Source organism: Pseudomonas sp. S3E12, from assembly GCF_001702295.1.
Classification (GTDB): domain Bacteria; phylum Pseudomonadota; class Gammaproteobacteria; order Pseudomonadales; family Pseudomonadaceae; genus Aquipseudomonas; species Aquipseudomonas marginalis.
The window spans coordinates 548,109-570,506 of record NZ_MBDT01000032.1 but is presented as its reverse complement, the minus strand read 5'-3'; the positions used below and the strand labels follow the sequence as shown (position 1 = coordinate 570,506).

Below are 22,398 nucleotides of genomic sequence, written 5' to 3'. Positions count from 1 at the left end.
GCATTGATTCGACAAACCCGCTTCTGGCATCCATTCTCTCAACGGGCCATGTCCTCCGTGTTCATGGCGAGTCATTGAATGAGGTGGCTGCCGATGAAGCTGATTCAGTGTCGTTACTCTTCTGGTCAGCGGGTTCCGCTGCTCGTGCAAACTGAAAATGCGGCGCCGTTGCCTGTACTCGTCCCGTTCATCTACGTTCAACTCAAGCTAAGGTACCGCGCTTACAACACAGCGTCGGCACACCTGCGCGCGATCAAGACGTTCTACACGTATGCGAAAAGCCGTGACCTCAATATTGATGACGCCATCTTGGCCTGCCACTTCGAGTCGATTCTGGCTTTACTGGACGGTTACGCCATCTGGCTCCAAAGCGGGCGTAAAGCCGATAACCTGGTCGCCCGAATCGGCAAAGCTGAAACGGCACCTTTTCCGCAGTTCGATACGCGTACCCGTGACCAGTACCTGCGGTTGCTGAAGCAGTACCTGTCCTGGTGCGTCACCCGTTACATTCCACGCGCCCGTCAGAACTCAAGCACCCTGGCTAACATTGAGGTGGTATTTGCAGATGTCGCCGACGTCATTGAGCGGCGCTTTGAGAGCCATATCATCAATGTTCGTCCCGACCGCACTCGTTACCGCAGCCTGACAGATACGCAACTCCAGATCATTCGCACATTGATTGTCCCGGGTGCTGCGGAGAATCCGTTTCCGGAACGACTGCAGTTGCGCAATTGGCTAATGATTGAATTGCTGTTGGAGACTGGTATCCGCCGCGGAGAGCTTCTGAAGCTCTACACCACGGATATCAATGAGGGTTCTCAGTATGCCTATGTCAGCATCAATGACCGCAAACATGATCCCGGCGACCCGCGCGCTGATGAGCCTGCGCTGAAAACTCACGGACGGACCATAGGCATCTCTGCACAGTTATATGAGGTGTATGAGCACTATATCCAGAGCGAACGGCGCCCCTTGCGGAACGGCAAACCACTGAAATTGTTGTACCGCTATTTGTTCATCTCGGATCGAGGCCGCCCGCTGTCCATCCGCGCGTTGTCGAATGTCCTTGATCGGCTGTTCCTGACCATTGAACTGGCTCATCCGGGATTGTTGCCTACACTTTCCGCGCATGACTTCCGCCACACCTTTGCCGATCGATTTTTGGCTTACCTGATCGAGAAGCGTAGGTATGACCTCGAACGGGCCACGGACGAACTCCGGCGAGTCTGCGGTTGGTCTGACACTTCGACGATGCCACGCCGTTATGCAAGTCGTTATCTAGCCGAGTCGGCCAACCTCCACAACGCCCAGCGTGCCTCGGCAGCCTGGAGCCGACTTGACAGTTAAGGAGGTTTGCCGTGACCAAATCAGCCGATCAAGAACACGCTTCACCCTCCTCCTCTTTTTTGGCCTACGTGTTCGAGGGCCCAGCTCAGGTTGCGATTCGAACTCGCACCAATGACCAGCCACGATACGTCGACACCCGACTCCCGGTGTGGACGTGGTACGACGGTGGTGTCGCACTGAAAATTGACTGGGCCTCGCTTGACTTAGCTCCAGAGCTCAATGAAATAGCCAAAGGCTTTATGGCATATGCGTTGGAAAAATATGCTCCGCAGACAGCATTCATGTTTGTAAGATCTCTTGTCTATTTAGCAAGCACCGCTCTTGCCCGTCACTTTCCTTGGGATTATCAAGATTTAATCATCGAATTAAATGGCTTCAAAAAATCTAGGCAACATCTAATTGGATTCCGCAGACTTTATCGCTGGGCAGTTGATAGAGGAATTAAAGGTTTTGATTCAGGCATCTACCTTAAAATCAAGGATGTGAAATCCGATCGGGTTGACCCGTATGCTCGAATTTTTCTCTCGCAGTCTGGTTTAGAACTTGATGAGGAAATTCGACTGCTAAAGCGAATAGAGCGAAAAGCTTCTTCAAGTGACTGGGTAGATGCTCAGTTCAATGTGATGCTCCACCTGGGTTTTGAATTGGGGCCGCGTTCGATTCAATTTCATTCGCTAGACATTACGGATTTTGAGTGTATTGAAAGCGCTGATCATGAGAAGTACTACACCCTATGGCTACCCATGGCCAAAAAGGTCGGCCAGCGCAGACCTGAGCGGCGCCCTCGTAAAATAACCACCCGCCTGGGTGAGAAAATCTTACAGCACGTTTCAGAAATTCAGCGCCGTTTTGGTAGCGACTGCGAACCGTTATTTGTCAGTCCTCGTGGAAGGCGCCTTTCGGTTAGTGAGATCGGTCTAGGTCTCAAACACGAACTACTCGAGGCTGGGATAGAAAAACCGAATCAGGTAACTATGTTGCTGCGTCATCACCTTGGACAAGGCTTGGCGGATCAGGGCACACCAGCAGACATGATTGCCGAACTGCTCGGCCACAACAGCACGGTTGCAGCACGCGCTTACGTAACCGCCACCCCTAATATCGCCCGGATCAAAGAGAAAGCGCTCGGTAAGAGCCCTTCCTATCAACACATCATGCGCAGTTTATTGACAGGGAAAGTCGTGCAACGCCGAGATGCGATTCCCGAAAGAGCGATCCGCGGCGTTATCGATACACAGTACATTGGGGACATTGGTGCCTGCGCCCTCCCGGTTCATACCCACTGCCCTTACAACCCTGTCTATGCCTGCTATACCTGCAAGAAGTTTCATCCCTTTGCTGACGGCCGCCATGAGCAGGTGAAAGAGGCGCTTCAACGAGAAGCCCAGCGATTTATTGATATGGCAGAACAAGCTGGAGACCTCATTCACAACCGGCCCCTCGCCCAGCATCAGGCAACTATCCTGGCGGTAAGCGCTACGATCGAACGCTGCCGGCAGCACTCGGAGGATGCAGCAGATGATGCTGTCTAGGGCAAGGCAGAGCCTCGAAAGCTTTATTGCACAGGAGCAAGCGATTTTTCGGTCATTACCGATTTCAACACCGTGGGCGGAACCATTGTGGGGTATCGGAAATTGGTTACCGCAAAGGGATGTAAACAAACATGCGCTTACGTTCGAGACGCACCGACAAGCCCTTGAAAAGACAGGATATCCTGCACCGAACAAGGGACCACTCCCCTTTGCGTTCCAGGACTTTAGCAAGGCCCTGATTGTATATTTACAACGCACCCGAAGGCTGAAGTTTTCGATGGTGACTGCATACAATATTGCCGTCCGACGGTTGTACAACCCCCTGTTTGAGCGCGGCGTATCCGACCCTACACTCTTGACGCGAGGCGATTTCGACCGCGTCGTGGGCTTTCTCCGCGAGAGTGGCTACAAGAACTTCTATGACGCAATTTCTCATCTCCAAGTAATAGCGGATACGATCGATAATCTACAACTAACCGAGATCGCTATCCACTTTGAGCATGATGCGAGACCAGAGAAACGTCGCCACGATTATATTTCATTGCATGATCCTGATCGTGCGGTAAAACAGCGAAAATCTGATGACCGGTTACCTTCTCGCGAGGCGATGGAAGCGTATGCCCTATGTTCGAATAACCCTCTCAGTGAGGGCGAGGAAATATTGCTGCGCGTGATCGACTTATTGATAGCAACGGGGCAACGTGGAAACGAAGTAGCAGTAATACCTTATGACTGTTGGGTTGAAAGGCCAATAAAAGGAACTACAGGAGAGGTAGTTGTCGACGCCAATGGCAAGCCTCTGGTCGAATGCGGGATTCGGTATTTTGCGGAAAAGCAGTTTCAATCTCGTGTTCATTGGTTCGCAGAAAGCGACATTCCTTTGGCCAGGCGTGCGGTCGAACGACTGAAGATGCTGACGAAAGAACAGCGAGAAATCGCTAGGTGGCAAGAGGCCCATCCAGGACGCCTCTGGGATCACTCGCCGCAAAAGGAAATGTCAGAAGCTGAAGTTCTAAGCTGGCTCGGATTTAGTCAGAATCGCGACACTTCTCGGAATCTTCATGCGTATTTTTGGCGAAACGGAATTCATCCCATCAAGGAGATAAGGCGCAAATACTTGGCAGGTGATATCGAGCGTTTTCTCGTTCCTAAACTTCGCGGCCATGCGGCGTTGGCGGATAATGTAGGAGACTCGCTTCGTATAGTCCTAAAAACCAGCGAAACATTAGCCATCGCATTCGATGGTCAATTCCGCCTCGGAGGGCGGGAAGCGAATGTGTTTCGAGCAATCCCCCGTCGGGTGACCCTTTTGGATATCAATCACGCACTTGGTAGCGACGAAAAACGCGCATCCATTTTTTCGCGGAGATCATTGACCGAGTCTGATGGTACCCCGATTAAATTAACGAGCCACCAACCTCGGCACTGGCGGAATACCATTTATCACTTGACTGGTATGAGCGATGTTCAGCAAGCGTTGGCTCTAGGGCGAAAACGCCTCGAACAAAATAAACATTATCAGCACACGACTATTGAAGAAAACACAGCTGCCCATCAGCAGTTTTTGGCGTTCAATAGTCATCACGAGCGCATCGATTTCTTGCACGCGGGCATAAGAGGCAGGCGCATCCAGGGAGCGCTGACCGACAGTTACCATGCGTTACTGTTAGATAAAGGCACGTCTACAGCCGAAGCATTCCTCACCGTACATGCCACGGCGCTGCACGTGACACCCTTTGGAGGTTGCATTCACGACTTCTCCCAAGCGCCCTGCCCTAAGCACCTTCAGTGCTGGAATGGCTGCTCGCATCTCCATTTGATTGGTACAACATCCGAGCGGGCCAACCTTAAAAAACAAGCCAAGAATCTTACAAAAGCAATTTCCATCATGCGCAAGTCCGGCTCCGGAGAGGCAGGAAGCGATGTATGGCTGGCGGACCAGGAGGACAAGCTCAAGAATTTAAAATCCGTCCTCGCACGCGATACCAATACAGGTGTACGGCGCGTATTTCCAAATGGGCATCCCATGACGGTTGCAGACACGGACAAACGGCACAGTTCGGTTTCAGATGATTAGAGGCGACCATGGCGCAACGACGGGCATTGAGGGGCGGCACCTTGGACGAGGCGATCGACGCCCTCCTCGCCCAAATGATTAGCTTAGGATTGGAACTCGCGCCTATCTCACGCCCCGAAGTACAGCGTCGATTGGGCCTGATGAGCCGCGCGACCTTGGTGGGAGAGCGAGGTCGGCGAATCGAGTCTGCCCGTATCGCACAACTGAAGGAAGGCGGAAGAGATCCGGATGGTGCCCGCCGGCGAAGAAGCTTCGAAGAGCGTATTGCTAATCTGCAAGCGGAAAATGCCGACTTGATAAAACAGCGAGACCAGCTCTATGAAGCGCTGTCGAAAATTGCGCATAACTGTCTGCTGAAAGGACTGGATGTCGAGAGCATCCTGACTCCATTACGAAAGCGGTAAGTGGCAGTAAGGTTTGTATCGCCTCTGGCCGACGCAGCGAGCGCGCAAGGTTGTCTAACCAGAATAGCCAGTTCTCTTACCTGTTGCCGCGGCAAAGTGCCGGGTTTGATACTTTAGCAAGCTTTTCATCTGCGCAGTTATATCTTCTTCAAGCCCCCAGTGAAGTGCCTTTTTGTCGAGCTTATAATCCATAAAAAGCTGCTGGCCAACTTTTGATGGAGGAGTACCCTTAAGGTCGCCCCATGAATTCAAAATACTTTGTAACGGCTTCGCCTTTATATTACTTAAGCATGGAAAAGATATCAACCGATCGACCAGATACAGTGCCCTCCTCGTCTGTTCAGAGTTTATTGGCTCATGACTAAGCTCGATCTTGATTAAGCATTCAATTTTAAGCTCGCCGTACCATACTTCCAAGGCAAGCTTAGTCAGCAGCTCGACAGAGGCAGTACTTGGTGGGCCTCTGTAAAAAGCTCTGAAGAGAGATAAAAACTCGCTTTCTGACTCACAACCCAGGAACATAATGATCTCCAGCAGTCGGGCTCCTATTTATTTCCTATAAATTACTCTATTTTTCACCACCTGCCCCTGCGGAACACAGCCTTCTCGGTAGGTATTACCGCCAGTCAGTTTATATATGTAGGCTAAGTGCTGCCCACTATGATCCTGTGCCTCACTGAGCCCGATCAATTCCTCCATCCTCCAGCCGGAGCTTCCATTCAACCAACCGGGGCTAACTAGCTGTATACCGTCAACCATATGGGGGTTACTTTCTTTTTCTGTCAACAGGCCTTCAATAAGGGATACTTCTCCCGTCAATAGCATTCTCCGCATCGACAGTCCCCCGCTGTACTCAATGCGAGAGATATAAAACCATGGACAGTGCAGAGCTTGCTCAACGTACCGCCATAAGCGAGTCCCCTCTCCAGAGAGCTGGGAGAGATCAAAGCTGCTGATTTCCGCCTGCTTGTGCGTTCTGAACATCTCACCTCCAAAATGAACACTATAGATTGTAGCCCTAAAGGGCGCGAGACGGCTCTATCACTCATTTTGCGAGATGTGCAAAATGGAGTTGAAAACGGCTTTTGGTCAGGCCTTGAAGCAATTCAGGACCACGCACGGACTCACCCAAGAAGATTTTTCCGATGTGAGTAGCCGGACATACCTAAGCACGCTGGAGAGAGGGCTCAAAAGCCCAACGCTGGATAAGCTTCAAGAGATCGCCCCCGTTATGGGTGTTCATCCGCTCTCCATTCTGGTTCACACCTATCTTCTCCAATGCCCAGACCAAGGCATGGATGAGTTACTTGAGCGTGTTCGCAAAGACCTTTCAGTCCTGCTTTGATCCTATTAGGGCGCAGGTCAGCCCAAAGAGCTCACCTGTGTCCAAGGCAAAAGAAGTGTTGAGTAGTCCAAGCATAGGCTGGAGATGTCTACCGTGGCGGGGCAGTCCGAGATGCTAGTCAGGAGTGAGGCCCGCATCCCTGAAGCCCAGCTCGTTGACCTGGAAGGCATTCACACCTGAGACATTAGGTACGCACTAAATCACGCAGATTACTGATAATTTGCGCAGCTGCTTGCTCTGCCGATTGCTCTCGAAGAATGGCCAGCGCTTGTACAGTTTTCGGGATATCGATAGCGGGCCTGGTCGGCCTGCCGTCAATTTGCACGAACGGGCCATCGGTTTCTGTGAGGATCCGATTAACAGGAAGTGAGGCGACAAGATTGCGATGCTTAGTGGAGGTCAGCATTTGCGAGTTAATCGAAAAATAGCATCCAAGCTCTAAGGCTCTCCTAGCTTCGCTAGGCGAGCCGGTAAACCAGTGAAGCACAACGGTTCCACGGTCGCTCGGAAGAAGACGCTCAATGTGGGAGAGTACCTTGCTCGCACTTCGAACGCTGTGGACAGTGAGAATTTTCCCGCCCTGCTCCGAGCAGGCCGCGAGTACCCTTGTGAATACTCTCTCTTGGGCCTCAATGCTCCGATAGAACTGTGGCCCGGCGTCAAGACCAACCTCTCCAACGTATCGAGTCTCCTCCAGCAAGCGTTCCAGAAGCGGTAGCTCCGATTCGCGCTCAGCCACCAACTGGGGATGTAGCCCCAATGCTACACGGACATGGCGAGCGGCTGCAGCAAGATCACGATTGCGCCTCCACGCTTTCGGTGTAGTGGTCACTGCCAAAGTCGCAACCTCAGCCTGATCACATTCGAGGATGAGCCGCTCATGGTCGGGATAGAGGTCAAGATGGCAGTGGAAATCCACCCACTTCGGAATTGGGCTTTTGTGCGGTTTCATAGCGGTATGGCAGTCACGCCCCTAAGGTAATCGTCGACTTCCAGCAGCCCATTCCGATAGACCCGTTCGAAGTCGCCCAGATGCTCAGGATGGTCTATCAATGGCCCAGGCTCATGAATAGCGAACTTGGCTCGATGAGGTGCACGCTTTAGGCGAGCGATGGCGAGCTGGAAAGAACGCACATGTTCGCCATCAGATTTGTTCGTGTCCAGCGCTTGCGCATGGAGATCCGGGATGACATATCGGGTTTGATCCGGTCCGCAACCGCGGTGAATGGCTGCCCGTCTGATGATGCAGGGGACGCAGAACCCGCAGTGCTTGGGTGATCGATTCGAAGGGTCGGGATGATACCTCGCTTTTCCTGGCGATGAGCACGACATCGTGAGATGTACATGATCCGCCAGAAACGCTAGGTCGGTGCACTGCTGCGCCATTTGCCCCTTCGTGAGATGGCTGAACATGTTGAACAGCCTCGTGCTCAGCTCCAGACGCCCGAAAAGCTCATTCATCCGCGCCATGTAGTATGGATGGGTCGTGCGAGTGCTGCATGCACCCAAGCGGCGCGGATCCAAGGGGACGTTGAGTGAGATCAGGCCATTTTCAGGGACATGGATTGTGATCGAGTCGCCGATCGCTTCCGCGGCCATGGCCGCCAGCGCGAAAAACAGAAATGACCGCGCGCGAAGTGTATCTTCGCTGCCACCTCCTTCCACGAGGTCATGCGGAAACCCCACGCGAGCCTGAACGTGGTTGATCGACGTTTCGGAAAAGTTCTCCTGCAGAGCTGCCCGGCAGTCGTTCTGATAGGTGCTTGTACTGTTGGTGTCCCAGTAATGGCTTACTAGCAATGGCTTGCCGCCGTCGCTTAGTAGATTGATCGCCCCAATGAAGCTGTCCATTCCTCCAGAGAACAGGCATACGCTATCCGACTCATCTGTTCTCAAGCTCTCCGGGGCGGGAGATAGCTCACCAATCTCTGTGGGACGCTCACGGAAGAACAAGCGCCAGCGATCACCGGTGAGAAATTTCAACGTTGAGGCCAACATGCCGGACGTTGCTGTCCATAATGCGGGATCTGCAACAGGGACATAGAGATCGATCTCTCTCGTCCAGGCATTCTCTGACTCGCTGTCCCGTGAGATTCTCGTGTCTGCAGCGGTCAGAGTCGCTGCCAGGAGTGCCAGGTCGACGGAAGTTTCTCCTGGGCTCAGGCCCAGATCAGCCAACTGCTCAATGGCTTGGCCAATCCCAAACTGGAGTCGCCCATACCCATCCAGGAACTGGATGTTAGTGATGACACTGCCTGGCTCATGCAGGATTAGATCCTGGTCATCCGTTTGCCCAAGCCGGCAAATAACACTGTGATACCTCATCGCAGAGCCTCCGCTGCAGTAGCTATAAGATCGAAAGCTGCCTCATAAATCGCAGAGGTGACCAAGTTGACCTCTTTGTCTGTAGGCGCTGGCCATTGCTCCAGCCGATTGGCTAGTTGGCCACGTGTACAACCAGTGATGAAGGAACTCAACTGTGATTGGATGCGTTCAACCGCTTCAACATCATCCGGCATGGTGATACCTCTGCCGCCCAAATCCGCCATGATCATGCTTTCAATCGAGTTGGCTACGAAATCGAGAAAGAAATTCTGCCGATCAGATTCAGTCATGTCCTCGAAGCTACCGCTATCTGCCTCGTCCATTTCAGCGATCGTATTCAGTGCAGCCTGGCGGGCAACACCTTCGTCAATCGCGCCGCCAGGTGGGCAAATGAACTCAAGCAGAGTGAGCAACACCTGGGAGGCCGGTTGCCCTGGAGCCACGGTGAGTTGCAATCGGCGCAGTGTTTCCGCTGGCCCATTGCGCTGAACATCTCCGAAAATACTGAGGAGCTTTGCCGCGGTGGCACGGGATGTCCCCATGCGGCGAGCGCCTCTAGCCGATCCCCCCACGCCTTTACGAACATATGAAGATAGGGCATTCCCCAAATCAGTGGGGCTTCCTGTGCGGGCGAATCGGGTGAAGCTACTCCGGGCACCCCGAAGTGAGCCTGTGCCGTCATTATTCACCGGCGCTGACGGAGTTGAGCCAGGCTGAGATGGCGTTGAGCCGGGCTGAGATGGATTGGACTGGCTTGGCCCGTCCGATTGGGCAGCCGGGGCGGCTGGCTGCGCTACGTCATCGATCCAGGAGGGCACCAAGCCGGAGCTCGGGCCTCCATATCCTTTGGAGGTACCCATATCAATCCTTATTATTTTCCGCTGAGCTCAAGTACGCGCTTGGCCGCCTTCTGAAGTTTCTCGTTTTCGATCTGCTGACTCCAGCCCGTCAGAATTCCCTCGAGCCCCTGGATAGCACTTGTATCCTTAAGGCACTCACGCCATGGTGCGGGAGCCCACATCCCAAGCTTTGGCGTGGGCAAAGATCGGATGAATTCGACCAGGCGTCTCTGGAGCGCGGGGCGCTGCTTGACGAGCTCGATCAACCCTGCGACGCCTTTAGGTTGATCCAAAAAAGCGTCTGTCTGGATTATCCGGTCACGGAGTGCGTCAAAAACATTTTCGGCATCAACTTCAGCCAATCCCATGATGTCTTTCTTCGTGCTCGCTTGCCGGACATGCAAGTCCGGGCCCATTAGCTTGTCGACGAGCGCCTCGAGATGACTCACGGCAACCTGCCCCATCAAGGAGCTTCGTTTGTCGCGAGTCACGAAGATGTAGGGGCGTAGGTCAACGCCGGTCAGCGCAGGATCAATCGCTGCCCAGTTGCTGATCCATTCGCTCTTTTCCCAGTCGTTTACATCGCCAGAACTGGCCACTGCCTTCAGCTTTGCTGAGCTCTTTCCTTCCTCGTGCGCTGAGGCTGCCCCCTTGGACTTTCTGGCCCGTTTTTCCAGCTCGGCTATAGCAGGTACCGCACCATCTGCATCCAGGCTCGCGATCCGAGCGAGTTGCTCGTAGAAGTCAGGATGGAAGCGCTCAGCCAGCATGATTTTCGCAAGTATTGGGCGACGAATGTCCTCAGCAAATCCTCGAGCCTCGGCGATGGCGTAGCGCAACATCATGGAATTCAGGAAGCGTTTGATCTGCCGGGGGTTGCCTCGGGTACCTTCACTCAAGATCCGGGCCAGCAAGGCACTTGTATCCAGTGCTTCCTGGGCAAAGTCGGGAAGTGGGTTGCCGAAAGCGCCAGCTACATCTTTGCGGTCGAGGCCGTTGCTTTTCCAGGGGCGGAGCATATCCTTCTGAGCGGCATCCAAGAGTTTCTTGAATCGATCGTCTTCCGTTTTGACGAAGCTTTCCAGTTGTAGCAGAGTGATGTAACTACGGGTTTCCGCCAAGCCCAAGGCTGGGATACGGAACGGTACCTGAATGAGTTTTTCGAGGTAGTTACGCGCATACGTCACTGGCCCCGAGCCCTGAGGTAGGTCTGGGAAGTGCTCACGCACCGCGTACTCGATCATGGCCTCATCAGCACCGACTACGAAAGCAGTTCGATTTACGAAGAGGAAAAGTCGTATGGCCTCAAGAGTTGCGATCGCTGTCTTCGGCAAGCATCGATCTAAGTCATCAACGATGACCACCAACTGGTCAATGTCTGCAGCCGTTAAGAGCTCTTCGAACTCGGCTCGGAACTCATGCATGTGCTCGGGAAGCTGCTCAGACTCGGTTTCAGCATCTTTGAGGAAGCCCCCGGCCTTCTCAGCTAGCCCTGTGAGGCTTTCAATGCTCAGATGGTCACCCGGGTTCTGCACGAAGGCGGAAATGGACTCCACTGCCCCTTTGAGCTGGTCGATGCTGGGAATGCCGGTCAATGCAGTGAGCCCTAAACCTCCAGCGTGCTTGGCAAGCTTGAACCAATCAACACGTCGCAAGACCTTCTTCGCTGCTTCGGCGACTTTCGTAGAGCCTGGGCGCGCACGTCGCAGCTCATCGACAATAGTCTGGATAACGACAGTTTTCGCATCCTCAAAGCCTTCGAATGTCCACCCATTGAACCAGATACAGCAGACGCGATCATCAGCATTGAGAAGTTGCTGAGTCATTTTCAGGACGCTGGACTTACCGGCCCCCCAGTCACCGTGAACGCCAATGGTGACCGGGGCGCCCCGTGATTCGCGAAGTAGGCGCTCTACCGTTTTGGCAATGGGGGCGTAATACAGCAGGTCAGTAGCCGTTTCCTGGTCGTTCAGGAACATGCAAAGAACTCCCTTCCTAGCATTTGAGATCAAACCATTGAAATGTATGTCACGAGTAGGCCAAAGTTGGCGCATTGATGTCAATACGCCATTCTGGTAATGGCAAGAGGCCTATTGCCAAAGTTTGAACAATGGTACGACGGTAAAAAAGAGGCGTGGACGGCTAATGTCGTGTCCATACGCTCAATCACCGAGCAATTCGCTCCCATGCTACGAGCATGGCTCAGCGACTACGACACGTTGATGCCGGCGCTCCACCATTACTTTACGGTGCAGGACGAGAGTCAGGCCTACAACGACACGAAGTTTTTGGCGATCGCACAAGCACTTGCAGCATTTCATCGCAGAATGGCCCACAGAGGAGTTTCGTAGAAAGCTGGACGCCATCGTAGCAGGCGCGCCAGAAGCTGATCGAGAGTGGGTAAAGCAGCGACTGTGCTTTGCTCTTTGAGATCGCTTTAACGTTCTCCTGGAACCCTTTGTTGATGTCTATGGCGGAGCTGTACGATCATGAATTCTGCTGGGAATTCGAACTACGTTATCATGGAGCTATTCCGAGAAATCGCTTCTTTCTATTGAGGGCAGTTGAAGACTTCTGGATTGATTTCGAAAGCTCCGTACCGCTACCAATTCGCTTGAGTTTCCTGATTTTGGTGTTCATTTGCGCGGTTACCGATGTCCAGGCGTCAGTGGCCAGAGCAGTAGTCTCGAAGTCGTGTCGTACAAGGGCGTCCATGGCACCGTTATACTTCTGATGATAAAGGTCCCAAGCGGTTAAGTATTTGGTTCTTACCGCAGGTGATGTATTTTCTCGCATCTGGTTGTAAACGTCCTTAAGGAAGCGCACGTCCCAAGGAACATTCACAGCGAATGTTTCATCAAGATGGCCTCCCAGAGTGAATGGCCAGCGGTCGAGCCCAAGCGTACTCAGTGCCTGCAGTCCTTCACACAGAAAGACGAATGAGAGGCCCGGAGAAAATCTAACGGTCGGATGCCGCACTCCAAACGCCTTGCAGTCGTCACTGACAAAGAGCCCTAAAGAGGGTATTTCCTTTTCAGCGTGGTATGCGTCAATCAGAGCGCTACCGAAGAAACATTCCACGTTCTTGAGCTTATAGTGTTCGAAGTCCCCCTTGACCAGCACCGCACGGAAGAAAATGTCTTGTCCCACCAAGCGGTTGTGTAGATCACTCGCGAAATCCACCAGAGCCTGAACGCAATGTGTTCTATCTGGGACAGAGGATGCAGGAATGCTGTTGTAAACGAGGATCGTGTCTGAAAAGACGATGACCTTGAAATCAGACCGGCCATGCACATTCAGTGTGTCCAGGATCTCGTAAACACGGACGACCTTCCTAGGTTCCTTGCGGACCATTTCTGAGAATCCAAGAATATCGATGTACAGCAAAAATCGGTCACTCATTCCATTGCCCGCCGAAAAAAGGGACATTCTGAAGGTCTTTAAACCAGACTAAAAGCCGGTTCTGAATCGCCCCGGGTTTCGTAGACACCTCTTTGCCTTAAACTGAGGCCAATTAGGAGGTGCCATGAGCAACCCGCGTTACCCCGAAGAATTCAAAATCCAAGCAGTCAATCAAGTGACCGAAAAGAAGCTGCCTGTCGCTGAGGTAGCGGCCCGTCTCGGCGTGTCGTGGCTAGGAGGTTTCTTCATCTATTAGAATCGCATAAGTAAATACTACATACGCTGGAACATAATCTTCTTTGTTAACTTCACGCTGTACCTTATCAATTTTTATGATGCACATAACCCCATGCGCGTTCAGCAGAATTGCTTTTTGGCCTACGACAGGAGCAATAGTACGCCCGGGAGTCAAAAAAGATGAAACTACTTTCGGATCGAAGTCGGGGTTAGTAATCAATCCTACCGCTTTAAGACCACCGTCCGTGTAGATGGATATGCTATTGACATTATGGCCACTGAACTTTATTTTGAACTCGTAGGCTCCGTAACCAACCGTGAAATGTGTATAATCTGTATAGTTAAATGTCACTTGACCGCTAAGTGAAGGATTCACGTAAAGTCCAGGATCGCGCAATGCATCAATTTTTTCAAGACGTGCAGAGCGCTCACGAAGCACTGATATTGGGACAGCATTTCTTTTGCTTGCCGGCAGGCCTTCAACCCAGCGCCAAATTTCCTCAAGCTGGAACGAACCAGGAAATTGTTTTTTTTCAGGGCTGGAGTTAAAGTCGAATCCTCGTGGATTATGATCTCCAAACCAGCGCGGCAAAATATTCTCAGGATTTTCAACATATAGCACTGAGAGCCAGCTTGGAGGTTTGGTCGCGAAAACCTCACTCATCCATCTAGTTTCTATTCCAACTCCAGACTCTGGGACATTGTTCGCTCGATTAACATAGTTCTCGTCGATAATTAATAAAACATGTCGCGCCTCAATAACCTGCCGCATAAAACCATTCAGGCTTGAGCCATAGTCGACGTCCTCATCAATTTTCACATCATAGCCAATCAAGTGAAGTTGGCTAGCGAGCAGGCGAACCCAGTCCCGATGAGCCTTTGAAGTCCATGCGTAAGAAATAAATAGATCTGCACCCACTTGCAAAATTCCTTTCACTTAGTAATTAATAATACCTAGAAAATAAATTCAACCGAATCTCTCAACATCTGGCTTCACCCGCTTTAAGCACCCACCAGAAATAGAGGTGAGGCCGCGAAGACCAACTATTGTTTGGAGGTGAGATCTCCTAGGGCCATATTTGACCATTCCTGATTGTATAGCGAGATCCATCGCGTGGCGTGTTTATGTACCGCCGCAATGGACTCGAATTACCAAATGCGCATTGGTGGATGTCGCCGGCTTGGCCATTCCTGGAGGATTGATCTACCTGAGAGAGCACGCAACTGGGTTCGGTAATACTGAACCCTCATTGATCGATGCAATATTTGATGCTGCACGCTCTCCAATGGGCCTTACCGACCGGCAGATGTCTTATTGGCCAAGCTATAAGGCCATCATACCGCGGGCCCGGCGGGCATTGACATCCACCGCATCAAGAATTCGCTAGGAATGACTAATGACCTCCAGGAATGGTGTCAACCCTTCCACTGTCCTTACCATTGGGCGGCAACAAATCCCGTTAACCCATGTGATACGTTCATACGATCCGTCTGGCTTCGATAGTCTCCCTCGATACGGATACAATGCGGAAAATATTGGCCGTTGGATCGAGAAAGCCATCGGGATCCGAAAACAGCGTTGGCCGCTACCAACCGATGAAGAATGAGGACAATCATGCAGGACGCTTCCTATCACCTAGCCGTATTCGGTTCAGCCCCTGAAGGGTTCATCGACGCACTCACCGAAGAGATGAAAACCAAGTTGAGCATCCTCTCCTTGGAACTCGGTAAAGAAGTCGCATGGTATGTCGGCCCGCCTGGGGAATACGATGTTCATGGAGGACTGTGCACCGCGGCGCTCTGTTTCCCGCTGGAAAACGAACAGATTCAGTCAATCGTCACCATGATGAAGTCCGGGATGCCTGTCATACCGGTTGCTAGCAGCCTCGCTAAGCTAGGCGACGAATTCGCCGCCCCCATATCGACCCTGAATGGACTCGGCCTTAGCTCCTGTGACATTCCCGAAATTGCTAATTGTCTCCTCGAGTGTGCTTCCCTGCTTCCGCGGCAACGCCGTGTCTTTCTGAGCTACAGGCGTTCCGAGTCTACTCATGTTGCGCTGCAACTCTATGCAGCCTTGTCAGAGCGGCTCTTCGATGTATTTCTGGATACTCATGAAATCCTTCCGGGTCAGCACTTCCAGGAGGTGCTTTGGCAGAAGCTTTGCGACAGCGATGTCATGGTCTATCTCGACACCGAGGGCTACTTCAAGAGCCGCTGGACGACATCGGAATTCGGACGCGCGACGTGGCGCGCCATCCCGATTCAACGCGTCGGTTGGCCAGGTGTGGCATTAGATCCCCGGAGCTTGGTAAGTGGTGACCTTCGCTTGGAAGCAGCAGATTTTGAAGCAGACGGACAGTCTCTCACTCCTGCCTGCCTGCATCGGATCTGCAGCTCAGTCGAAAGCTTGCGGGCCGAAGGGGTTGCCACGCGCTACCACCAACTAATTGACGCATTCCGGGCATCGCTTCAGCGCTCGCGCGCCACCATCGAAGGCTATTCGATGCGGCGCACCATTACTGTTAAAACTCGCTTGAACGAATATATTTCAGTCTATCCAACGCTTGGAGTGCCGACCACCTATACGCTTCATGAAGCTACACTTGACAATCACACACCGCCCGTCGCTGTAGTATACGATGACGTCGGTATTGATGAAAAAAGGTGGGTAACGCACATGGAGTGGATTGGGGGATTCTTGAACGATAAAGTTCGCTTGATCAAACCCTACAGTTCAGGATGGCATTTCGAGGACTGGAGACAATGAGATCGTCGATATTTCTTTCCGCGAGCGTTCCGCAGTACGGAAGAGAGTTTTATGATACGGCCCACCCCTATCAGATTCATACTGCCGTGCGCTCACTTCTGTTGCTAACCCTGGGGCGCCGCCAGATTGTCTTGGGAGGGCACCCGTCAATAACTCCAATGGTTTATTCCGCTTGCCTGCACTTTGGATTAAGCGATATTCGTTGCGCTACCATTTACCAGTCGCAATTTTTCAAGGATGAGTTTCCGCTCGAGAACGCTGAGTTTGCAGACGTACGGTTAATACCTGCTGAGGCCACTATTCCAGAAAGCGTTGCCATGATGCGCCGTAAAATGTTTAGTGAAAACCAGTTTACCGCTGGCATCTTCATCGGAGGAATGAAAGGCATTCTCGACGAGTACGCGCTGTTCAAGGAGGAATTTCCAGATGCCAAGGTCATTGCTGTGAGAGCTGGAGGAGGTGCAACTGCTACCCTGCCCCAATCCAGTGAAGATCCAGCAGTCCAGTGTCTCGAGCTTTCGCGTGATTTTTTCTCTCTCTACTCCACGGTACTGGGGATTGACCCTAGAGCCAGCAGAGATTTTACCAATTAAGGAAGGTCTGATGGATCGCGGTTTCAATTTGAGTATTGATGCTCAGAGTTTTGCATCTAACAGCGCTGCAGTCGCCGACTACAAATCTCAGAACAAGCGCGATGTCGAAAGTTTGGCACAATTGATGCTTGACAAAGATACAGTCGACGCCGAGCTTGTGATAAAGACATTATTTCCGACTGTATCCGCGGACATATTCCTCTCTCACTCTCATGCCGACCAAGATCTTGCTATCTCTCTAGCCATTGAACTCGAGCGTAAATGCGGCTTAAAAATATTCATCGACTCTTGCGTTTGGGGCGCAGCGCATGATCTGCTTCAGGTAATAGACGATAAATACTGCAAATCGCCAGGCGAGATTAACTACAACTATGCCGAGAGAAATCGCTCCACCGCTCATGTTCATATGATCTTGAGCACTGCCCTGCAGCGAATGATCGACAACACTGACACGTTGCTTTTCCTCAATACAGAGCAGTCAATCTCACTCAAGCACTCTGTGGATGGAAGCAAGAAAACGCTTTCACCCTGGATTCACATGGAGCTCCAATTCAGTTCGATGGTGCGTAGACAACGTCGCCGGCACATGACCAAATCCCATGATGGCAGGATGTTCGATAGTATTGGGACAGAGTCGTACAACTTTGCGCATGAAGCCCCAATTCGCCATCTGGTAGATCTTGCACAGCCGGAGTTCATGATGTGGTTAGAGGCCACCTCGCGGATTGGCGCCGTGGATGGCATTAATCTTCTTTACGAACTCGAAGGCGTGTAACGACCAAACCGTGGGCGGTAGCAAACGACGCGCTGATGACCATCCTGCAGAACGCCTCAGTCTTAGCTAAACCATAGGCCTCAGGGTCGCCAGGGTGTTTCAAGCACATCACGTTGATGCTGCCTTCGGTCATCATAGGTAAATCTTACCGACCCCACCGAAAGGGTAACCTCGGCCTCCCAGCGCTCGTCGCAAAGTATCAGCATCCTTTAGTTGATGCCTGCCTTGCTTGCCCGGGCCGCGCAGGTTTTCCTTACCCACTGTCGGATAGAGCCCCAGGTACTCCTGCCCTTCAAAGCGCTGATCCGCCCTTTCCAAGACCGGAAGGATAGATACGTTGCCCGGTTTACTACCGTCGAAGTAGCCCAGCTCCCAGGGCATCCATTTTGAGTTTGATGCATTCTCGGTGGCAATGTACAACAGCGTCTCGGACTGGTTCATCCGCCCGCGCAGTCTCTCGGCCGTGTCCTTGTTGACTTGGCTACGGTCAAGCTCTGGGTCGTCTACCCAGTCGACATAAACTTTTTTGCCCATGTCCTCGAGTAGTACCTTTACCCCGATCACAAGTTCGGCGTCATTGATAGAGTGGGATAAGAAAACATCGAATCGGGTTGCTAGCTTGCTAGCTTTAATCGACTCACTGATCACGTCCACCAAGCTACGGCTCTTCATTGCCCGCTTCGCGGCTGCACGTGCTTCAGTTATGGTAAAAAACGCCATACTACGAGTCCTTCTAGTGATAGTTCGTCGGTGCCTCAGCGATCAGAGAAAGCCGTAATCACGGGCCGTGGGTGAGCAGCCAATTCACCTCTTTGCTCAGGGTCGTGTGTTTGAGATCTGACAAATAAGATAAGCGGACGCCCAATACTCTGTCTTAAGAATCCATTTCTACTTAGAAGCGCTCCCAGGCATCCGCACGTTGCCCATCAAGGAATCTGGAGCGCACCTCAGCGAAGTGTTCCTTAGCTGCTTCGTTGCCACGCTGGGCCATTTCCTGAATAGCCTCAGTGTCGTCAAGCTTGATTTCGGCAGGGGTCTGCTGATTGACGCGCAGGTGACGCGTCGGGCCCAGAAAACTCTCAGCCAGGGCAAGAGCACCGTGTTCTTGGGCGGCAAAAAAGAGATCAACGCTATGAGGCGCCCATCCCCCTTTGCCCTTGCCCAACTGATCACTGAAATCACTCTCGCTGGTGAGCGTTCCAACGCTCAGCACGTCGATTCGATCTAGGGGGATCTTCAGGTACCGAACTGCTTCCGCCAAGGCCGGCAAGATGGGATTGTTCGCCCAGACGCCCCCATCAAGGAAGGTTTCCAATGTTATCGGCCCATCGTATTCGGCTTCATCAAAATATGTGGGGGCCGCTGAGGAAGCCAGCGCCGCAGTCACGGCTGAGATATCACGATATGCCGTCCGATCTGGGCTGTGCGGCGTGACGATAGCCTCTGCTTGACCATGCTTAGCCCTAACCGTAGGAATGACCAAACGGCAACGCGAATCCTCCTCCAAGGTTTTGTCGCCAAACACTTCAGTCAGCAGTCCGCGTAGTGTGGCCGAGTCATGCTTAGATTTGAGCCAATGCCGAAGTTTTCGATTCTTGGGGAAAATCTGTGGGCCTTTCTTTTCGTAGAATTCCAAGATCTCTCGAGGGCTCATCCCCAAGGCGAGCCCAATGGCCAAAATAGCACCCGTGGATGTGCCCGCCACCAGGTCGAAATGCGAAATAAGGTCGTTGCCGCCACCTGACTTGAGCATATCGTCCCACTTGGCCAAGACAGCTGCAGTGAAAGTGCCCCTGAGTCCTCCACCATCAAGCGCCAAGATGCGGAAGTTGCGGCCTTGCGAAATGTTGCGACGAGCAAGTGGCAGATTTTTCAATTGCTCGACGATCAGACCCACGACTTGCTCAACCGATGTACCATTGGAAATGGTAGTGTTCGCCTCCAGTGAAAGACCATTTCGCAGGCGAGATAGCAAAGACGGATCTTCCTGGAGGTACCCTGCTATGGCACCGCCAAAACCAGCAGCGACAAATCCAGGCTTACCGAGCTCGAGCATGGTATCCAGCTCATTCGGCACGCCTGCATTTGCTTTATTGACGCCCCACCACGCACCACCCACGCAGATGACTGCATCCGAACGGTCAGCCATCCAATCACGCATAGATGTCAAGCCAACTGCGGCTTGCCCTTGGCTAACATCCGCAGGGACAATTTCAACTGATGCGAATTTTCTGTGTTCCTCAATTTCGGCGGCGTACTCGTCGGTGGCGAAGCGTTTCGCTCGCACTAACGTAAGCGCTCCCCTACCCCCGCCTGCCTGAATGAACAATTCAGAGGCTTTGCGCAGCGGGGCGATGAGTGAAGGATGGCTACCATGGACAATCGAGCCGCCTTCGCTAAAGATTTTCGCAGCAATTTTTTGTATGAAGTCAGCAACATCGTCTCGCGATTCTGGGTTTGAACCCGACAAGTGGATCCTGACGCCGGCCAGGCGCTGCGTAGGTGCCATAAATTAATACCTGGGTAGTCTTCAGTGAAAGTTTCTGCGATCGAGCCGGAGGGTTCAACGGCCGGCCAATCCTGCGGCGGTCTCGATCCAGCCTGCGATGTTGGCTCGGCCATTTTGCGCTACAAAGTCATACCGCATGCAGTGCCTGGAAAGCGGAACGACCGTGTCGCTAGTAGGGGCATCAAACCACAAGTCAGAGGCCGGGATGGCGAGGGTATAGTCCGCATACTTAACCCACCTCCCGCCTTTTAGCTCCGCGAAGAAAATCTTGTCGTTGGAGCGATAGACACCCACCTCAGCCAGTGGGTCTGCGCCCTTAACTCCAGTCACTTGGGCTTTGTTTTTCACACCGTGAATATCAACGGCCAATAGCCCATTGCCTTTCAACACGCTACGTACAATCTCGTACCGCACCCAGCGCCTTGATGCTGTGAGCTGGCCGGTCAGAACGCATGTCACGGACGTGTTGTTGAGCCCATTTCGGAGGAAGACTTTGAGCGCGTCGTCGCCTTCTTTTTTGGACGCTTCAAACACGCTGCCATCGAAGAACCCCACCGATTGTCGATCGTCGTTGACGACCCAGCAATTCCTGACGTTCCAGGCACGCCATACATCTTCCTGATAATGGAAGGAAAAAAACGTTCTTCGTGCCATTCCTTGCTCCCCGTACGTTTGCAACCACCTCGTCATACCGAAGCGACCACTGCTCGCTCTGGCATGCCCAGTCTGGGCACGCTGCGAAACTAGGATCAGCTGCCATCGATAGGGTTAGAATCCATCAAGACTACACCAAGCATCAGTCGATAACATCACCATGCCAGCCATGGGGAAACTCAGGACCGTGACTTGGAATTGCCAGCTAAACCCTTGGCTTGGCCCTCCGACGCTAATGCCACTTTCAATCCATGCAGATGCGGTGAGGCATCTTACAAGAGCCTTTTGCTCCTTGACGCCGCCTGAGCCCGAAGCAGTCTGAACTGGCCTGGTATCTCGAATTTCCTATACAAGCTATCAAGAGCAGGCTCACCCTCTTCGAGTAAAAGCTCAATCCAGCCACTGAACTCTGAACCGTCGATTTTTGGCAGATGGGAGTTTAGTGCTTTGTGAGCAAAATCAGGCAGCAAGCGTCTGGCCTGCTGGTGTTCCAACGACAAGACGGATCGGCTACGACCTCTGCGGCGAGCCGGCACTCGACGTCTCACCATTGAGCTGAACTGAAGCTCCGAATAGATCCACGGCGAAAATGTACGGTCTGAGCCATCGTAAGCCTTCAAGGGAACAGATTTTTCAGTGTTCAGGAACACGAAAAGCTCAGTTCTATCGATCATCTCCTGAAGCGCACCTACCAGCATCAGATGCACACCAGCCGAAAGATCGCTTACTTCCAGCTCACTGAGTGGCTTTCCATCTGCTTTCTGGTCTGCGTAATAAGCCATCAGCTTCTCAAGAAGATGCTGTGACGCTCCCCAAATACAGGAGTCCACGAATACATTTACGCCACGGTTACGGAGCCTAACGGCAAGCTCGATAGCCCTTTCCTCATCAGCATGGGAGTGCGAGAGAAACACGTGCGTCCTGTGCTGCTGAGGGAAGATACGCCTCGACAGCAGGTCAGCGTCGATGAGTCTTCTGCCTTCGAATACATCAACCAGGTAGTCGGATACCTCACCGAACTGACCCTGCACCTGCTCCTTGAACTTCTGGATTTCCGACGTGGATACCGGGCTATAGCTTTTATAGCCGGTCAACTCAAGCCCTACATACATACTGAATCCCTTCTGATCTGTAGTTTCTGTGAGGTTTTGAAACGTCCTGAACCTGATCCGCATAGCGGGCAATGCTAAGCACACCCGTGTAGGAGCAGACAGGCAACAGCACTCTGAACGCAAAAACGGCAAATTGCCAGCATCGGATCTAGACGGGGGTGTACTGAGGCGAGCATCCTTATGGCTTGGAGCTCATGCCTACGCCGGCTCGGCACCGAAGGTCTGGCTTGGACGATTACCCATGGGCGTATTTCGTTAATGATCGAGAACTCCGCATGACCGCAACAGCCCCTGATGCCACTGCTCAAATTGCTTTCTCCATTTTTGAGAACAAAGGAGTCTACGCAGTCCTTGTTGGCTCAGGCTACTCCCGCTCCGCAGGAATACAGACGGGCTTCCCTGGCCGCAGGATTCGCCTTCGGCTCTGAGAACTACCTCTCGCAGATGCTTGAGAGCCTACTGGGGATCGCGAAATTC

The 22,398-nt window shown here is 52.5% G+C and carries 20 protein-coding genes and 1 pseudogene; 10 read left to right on the top strand and 11 right to left on the bottom strand.

The genetic code is table 11. The features are described from left to right. The first annotated feature begins 93 nt into the window (after positions 1 to 93). Genes BB029_RS26845 through BB029_RS26830 form a run of 4 tightly spaced genes read left to right on the top strand, consistent with a single transcriptional unit; the run spans position 94 to position 5,360 of the window. Positions 94 to 1,347 (top strand): site-specific integrase, encoded by a 1,254-nt coding sequence (locus tag BB029_RS26845; RefSeq protein ID WP_065941507.1) that lies wholly within the window; start codon positions 94 to 96, stop codon positions 1,345 to 1,347. 11 nt (positions 1,348 to 1,358) lie between these two features. Beyond that, positions 1,359 to 2,879, top strand: a complete 1,521-nt coding sequence (locus tag BB029_RS26840) for a tyrosine-type recombinase/integrase (RefSeq protein WP_065941506.1) — start codon at positions 1,359 to 1,361, stop codon at positions 2,877 to 2,879. Further along, the gene (locus tag BB029_RS26835) at positions 2,866 to 4,956 is read left to right on the top strand and encodes a hypothetical protein (protein WP_065941505.1); all 2,091 of its coding nucleotides are present in this window, start codon (positions 2,866 to 2,868) and stop codon (positions 4,954 to 4,956) included. Before BB029_RS26840 ends, BB029_RS26835 begins: the two co-directional genes overlap by 14 nt. A 41-nt stretch (positions 4,957 to 4,997) precedes the next feature. Further along, entirely contained in the window at positions 4,998 to 5,360 is a 363-nt protein-coding gene (locus BB029_RS26830; RefSeq protein WP_256558442.1) for a hypothetical protein, read from the top strand. A 54-nt stretch (positions 5,361 to 5,414) separates the two neighbouring features. Here the strand turns inward: BB029_RS26830 and BB029_RS26825 are convergent, their stop codons facing one another. Further along, positions 5,415 to 5,882 carry a hypothetical protein gene (locus tag BB029_RS26825; RefSeq protein WP_065941503.1) on the bottom strand — a complete coding sequence of 156 codons (468 nt, stop codon included), beginning with the start codon at positions 5,880 to 5,882 and terminating at the stop codon, positions 5,415 to 5,417. Positions 5,883 to 6,426: 544 nt separating this feature from the next. On the opposite strand from BB029_RS26825, the gene BB029_RS26815 reads away from it, so the two are divergent. Next, complete coding sequence (locus tag BB029_RS26815; RefSeq protein ID WP_065941501.1) at positions 6,427 to 6,705, top strand: helix-turn-helix domain-containing protein; 279 nt, start codon at positions 6,427 to 6,429, stop codon at positions 6,703 to 6,705. Positions 6,706 to 6,889: 184 nt separating this feature from the next. Here the strand turns inward: BB029_RS26815 and qatD are convergent, their stop codons facing one another. The 5 genes from qatD to BB029_RS26785 form a co-directional block, all read right to left on the bottom strand. After that, positions 6,890 to 7,657 (bottom strand): Qat anti-phage system TatD family nuclease QatD, encoded by a 768-nt coding sequence (gene qatD / locus BB029_RS26810; protein ID WP_065941500.1) that lies wholly within the window; start codon positions 7,655 to 7,657, stop codon positions 6,890 to 6,892. After that, positions 7,654 to 9,030, bottom strand: coding sequence for a Qat anti-phage system QueC-like protein QatC (qatC, locus tag BB029_RS26805; protein WP_065941499.1), 1,377 nt, complete (start codon positions 9,028 to 9,030; stop codon positions 7,654 to 7,656). Before qatC ends, qatD begins: the two co-directional genes overlap by 4 nt. Then, positions 9,027 to 9,890: a Qat anti-phage system associated protein QatB gene (qatB, locus tag BB029_RS34070; RefSeq protein ID WP_305881726.1), complete on the bottom strand. Its 864-nt coding sequence runs from the start codon at positions 9,888 to 9,890 to the stop codon at positions 9,027 to 9,029. Before qatB ends, qatC begins: the two co-directional genes overlap by 4 nt. A gap of 11 nt (positions 9,891 to 9,901) precedes the next feature. After that, on the bottom strand, positions 9,902 to 11,848 hold the full coding sequence (qatA, locus tag BB029_RS26795; RefSeq protein ID WP_065941497.1) for a Qat anti-phage system ATPase QatA: 1,947 nt from the start codon (positions 11,846 to 11,848) through the stop codon (positions 9,902 to 9,904). A 541-nt stretch (positions 11,849 to 12,389) separates the two neighbouring features. Continuing rightward, positions 12,390 to 13,298: a hypothetical protein gene (locus BB029_RS26785; protein WP_065941495.1), complete on the bottom strand. Its 909-nt coding sequence runs from the start codon at positions 13,296 to 13,298 to the stop codon at positions 12,390 to 12,392. A 97-nt stretch (positions 13,299 to 13,395) separates the two neighbouring features. Here BB029_RS26785 and BB029_RS26780 point away from each other — a divergent pair. Then, positions 13,396 to 13,500, top strand: a pseudogene (locus BB029_RS26780) (transposase); the annotation flags it as partial. Between the two features lie 3 nt (positions 13,501 to 13,503). Here BB029_RS26780 and BB029_RS32575 read toward each other — a convergent pair. Beyond that, positions 13,504 to 14,427: a toll/interleukin-1 receptor domain-containing protein gene (locus tag BB029_RS32575; RefSeq protein WP_083236498.1), complete on the bottom strand. Its 924-nt coding sequence runs from the start codon at positions 14,425 to 14,427 to the stop codon at positions 13,504 to 13,506. A 247-nt stretch (positions 14,428 to 14,674) separates the two neighbouring features. Between BB029_RS32575 and BB029_RS32570 the strand changes: the two genes are divergently transcribed. The 4 genes from BB029_RS32570 (at position 14,675) to BB029_RS26760 (ending at position 17,646) form a co-directional block, all read left to right on the top strand. Then, positions 14,675 to 14,896, top strand: coding sequence for a TerB N-terminal domain-containing protein (locus BB029_RS32570; RefSeq protein ID WP_256558452.1), 222 nt, complete (start codon positions 14,675 to 14,677; stop codon positions 14,894 to 14,896). A 227-nt stretch (positions 14,897 to 15,123) separates the two neighbouring features. Further along, positions 15,124 to 16,278 carry a toll/interleukin-1 receptor domain-containing protein gene (locus BB029_RS26770; protein ID WP_065941493.1) on the top strand — a complete coding sequence of 385 codons (1,155 nt, stop codon included), beginning with the start codon at positions 15,124 to 15,126 and terminating at the stop codon, positions 16,276 to 16,278. Further along, positions 16,275 to 16,871, top strand: coding sequence for a hypothetical protein (locus tag BB029_RS26765; protein WP_065941492.1), 597 nt, complete (start codon positions 16,275 to 16,277; stop codon positions 16,869 to 16,871). Before BB029_RS26770 ends, BB029_RS26765 begins: the two co-directional genes overlap by 4 nt. A 10-nt stretch (positions 16,872 to 16,881) precedes the next feature. Further along, positions 16,882 to 17,646 carry a toll/interleukin-1 receptor domain-containing protein gene (locus BB029_RS26760; RefSeq protein WP_065941491.1) on the top strand — a complete coding sequence of 255 codons (765 nt, stop codon included), beginning with the start codon at positions 16,882 to 16,884 and terminating at the stop codon, positions 17,644 to 17,646. A 132-nt stretch (positions 17,647 to 17,778) separates the two neighbouring features. Here the strand turns inward: BB029_RS26760 and BB029_RS26755 are convergent, their stop codons facing one another. From BB029_RS26755 to BB029_RS26740, 4 genes are all read right to left on the bottom strand, one after another. Further along, entirely contained in the window at positions 17,779 to 18,366 is a 588-nt protein-coding gene (locus BB029_RS26755) for a toll/interleukin-1 receptor domain-containing protein (protein WP_065941490.1), read from the bottom strand. A gap of 172 nt (positions 18,367 to 18,538) precedes the next feature. Then, the gene (locus tag BB029_RS26750; RefSeq protein WP_065941489.1) at positions 18,539 to 20,155 is read right to left on the bottom strand and encodes a CBASS cGAMP-activated phospholipase; all 1,617 of its coding nucleotides are present in this window, start codon (positions 20,153 to 20,155) and stop codon (positions 18,539 to 18,541) included. A 54-nt stretch (positions 20,156 to 20,209) separates the two neighbouring features. After that, positions 20,210 to 20,809: a TIR domain-containing protein gene (locus BB029_RS26745; protein ID WP_065941763.1), complete on the bottom strand. Its 600-nt coding sequence runs from the start codon at positions 20,807 to 20,809 to the stop codon at positions 20,210 to 20,212. A gap of 272 nt (positions 20,810 to 21,081) precedes the next feature. Continuing rightward, positions 21,082 to 21,921, bottom strand: coding sequence for a toll/interleukin-1 receptor domain-containing protein (locus tag BB029_RS26740; protein ID WP_065941488.1), 840 nt, complete (start codon positions 21,919 to 21,921; stop codon positions 21,082 to 21,084). Positions 21,922 to 22,398 lie beyond the last annotated feature (477 nt).

Coding starts and splice junctions, on each gene's coding strand:
- BB029_RS26845 (WP_065941507.1), top strand. CDS start 94: ATGAAGCTGATTCAGTGTCGTTACTCTTCTGGTCAGCGGGTTCCGCTG.
- BB029_RS26835 (WP_065941505.1), top strand. CDS start 2,866: ATGATGCTGTCTAGGGCAAGGCAGAGCCTCGAAAGCTTTATTGCACAG.
- BB029_RS26825 (WP_065941503.1), bottom strand. CDS start 5,882: ATGTTCCTGGGTTGTGAGTCAGAAAGCGAGTTTTTATCTCTCTTCAGA.
- BB029_RS26815 (WP_065941501.1), top strand. CDS start 6,427: ATGGAGTTGAAAACGGCTTTTGGTCAGGCCTTGAAGCAATTCAGGACC.
- qatD (WP_065941500.1), bottom strand. CDS start 7,657: ATGAAACCGCACAAAAGCCCAATTCCGAAGTGGGTGGATTTCCACTGC.
- qatC (WP_065941499.1), bottom strand. CDS start 9,030: ATGAGGTATCACAGTGTTATTTGCCGGCTTGGGCAAACGGATGACCAG.
- qatB (WP_305881726.1), bottom strand. CDS start 9,890: ATGGGTACCTCCAAAGGATATGGAGGCCCGAGCTCCGGCTTGGTGCCC.
- qatA (WP_065941497.1), bottom strand. CDS start 11,848: ATGTTCCTGAACGACCAGGAAACGGCTACTGACCTGCTGTATTACGCC.
- BB029_RS26785 (WP_065941495.1), bottom strand. CDS start 13,298: ATGTCCCTTTTTTCGGCGGGCAATGGAATGAGTGACCGATTTTTGCTG.
- BB029_RS26770 (WP_065941493.1), top strand. CDS start 15,124: ATGCAGGACGCTTCCTATCACCTAGCCGTATTCGGTTCAGCCCCTGAA.
- BB029_RS26765 (WP_065941492.1), top strand. CDS start 16,275: ATGAGATCGTCGATATTTCTTTCCGCGAGCGTTCCGCAGTACGGAAGA.
- BB029_RS26760 (WP_065941491.1), top strand. CDS start 16,882: ATGGATCGCGGTTTCAATTTGAGTATTGATGCTCAGAGTTTTGCATCT.
- BB029_RS26755 (WP_065941490.1), bottom strand. CDS start 18,366: ATGGCGTTTTTTACCATAACTGAAGCACGTGCAGCCGCGAAGCGGGCA.
- BB029_RS26750 (WP_065941489.1), bottom strand. CDS start 20,155: ATGGCACCTACGCAGCGCCTGGCCGGCGTCAGGATCCACTTGTCGGGT.
- BB029_RS26745 (WP_065941763.1), bottom strand. CDS start 20,809: ATGGCACGAAGAACGTTTTTTTCCTTCCATTATCAGGAAGATGTATGG.
- BB029_RS26740 (WP_065941488.1), bottom strand. CDS start 21,921: ATGTATGTAGGGCTTGAGTTGACCGGCTATAAAAGCTATAGCCCGGTA.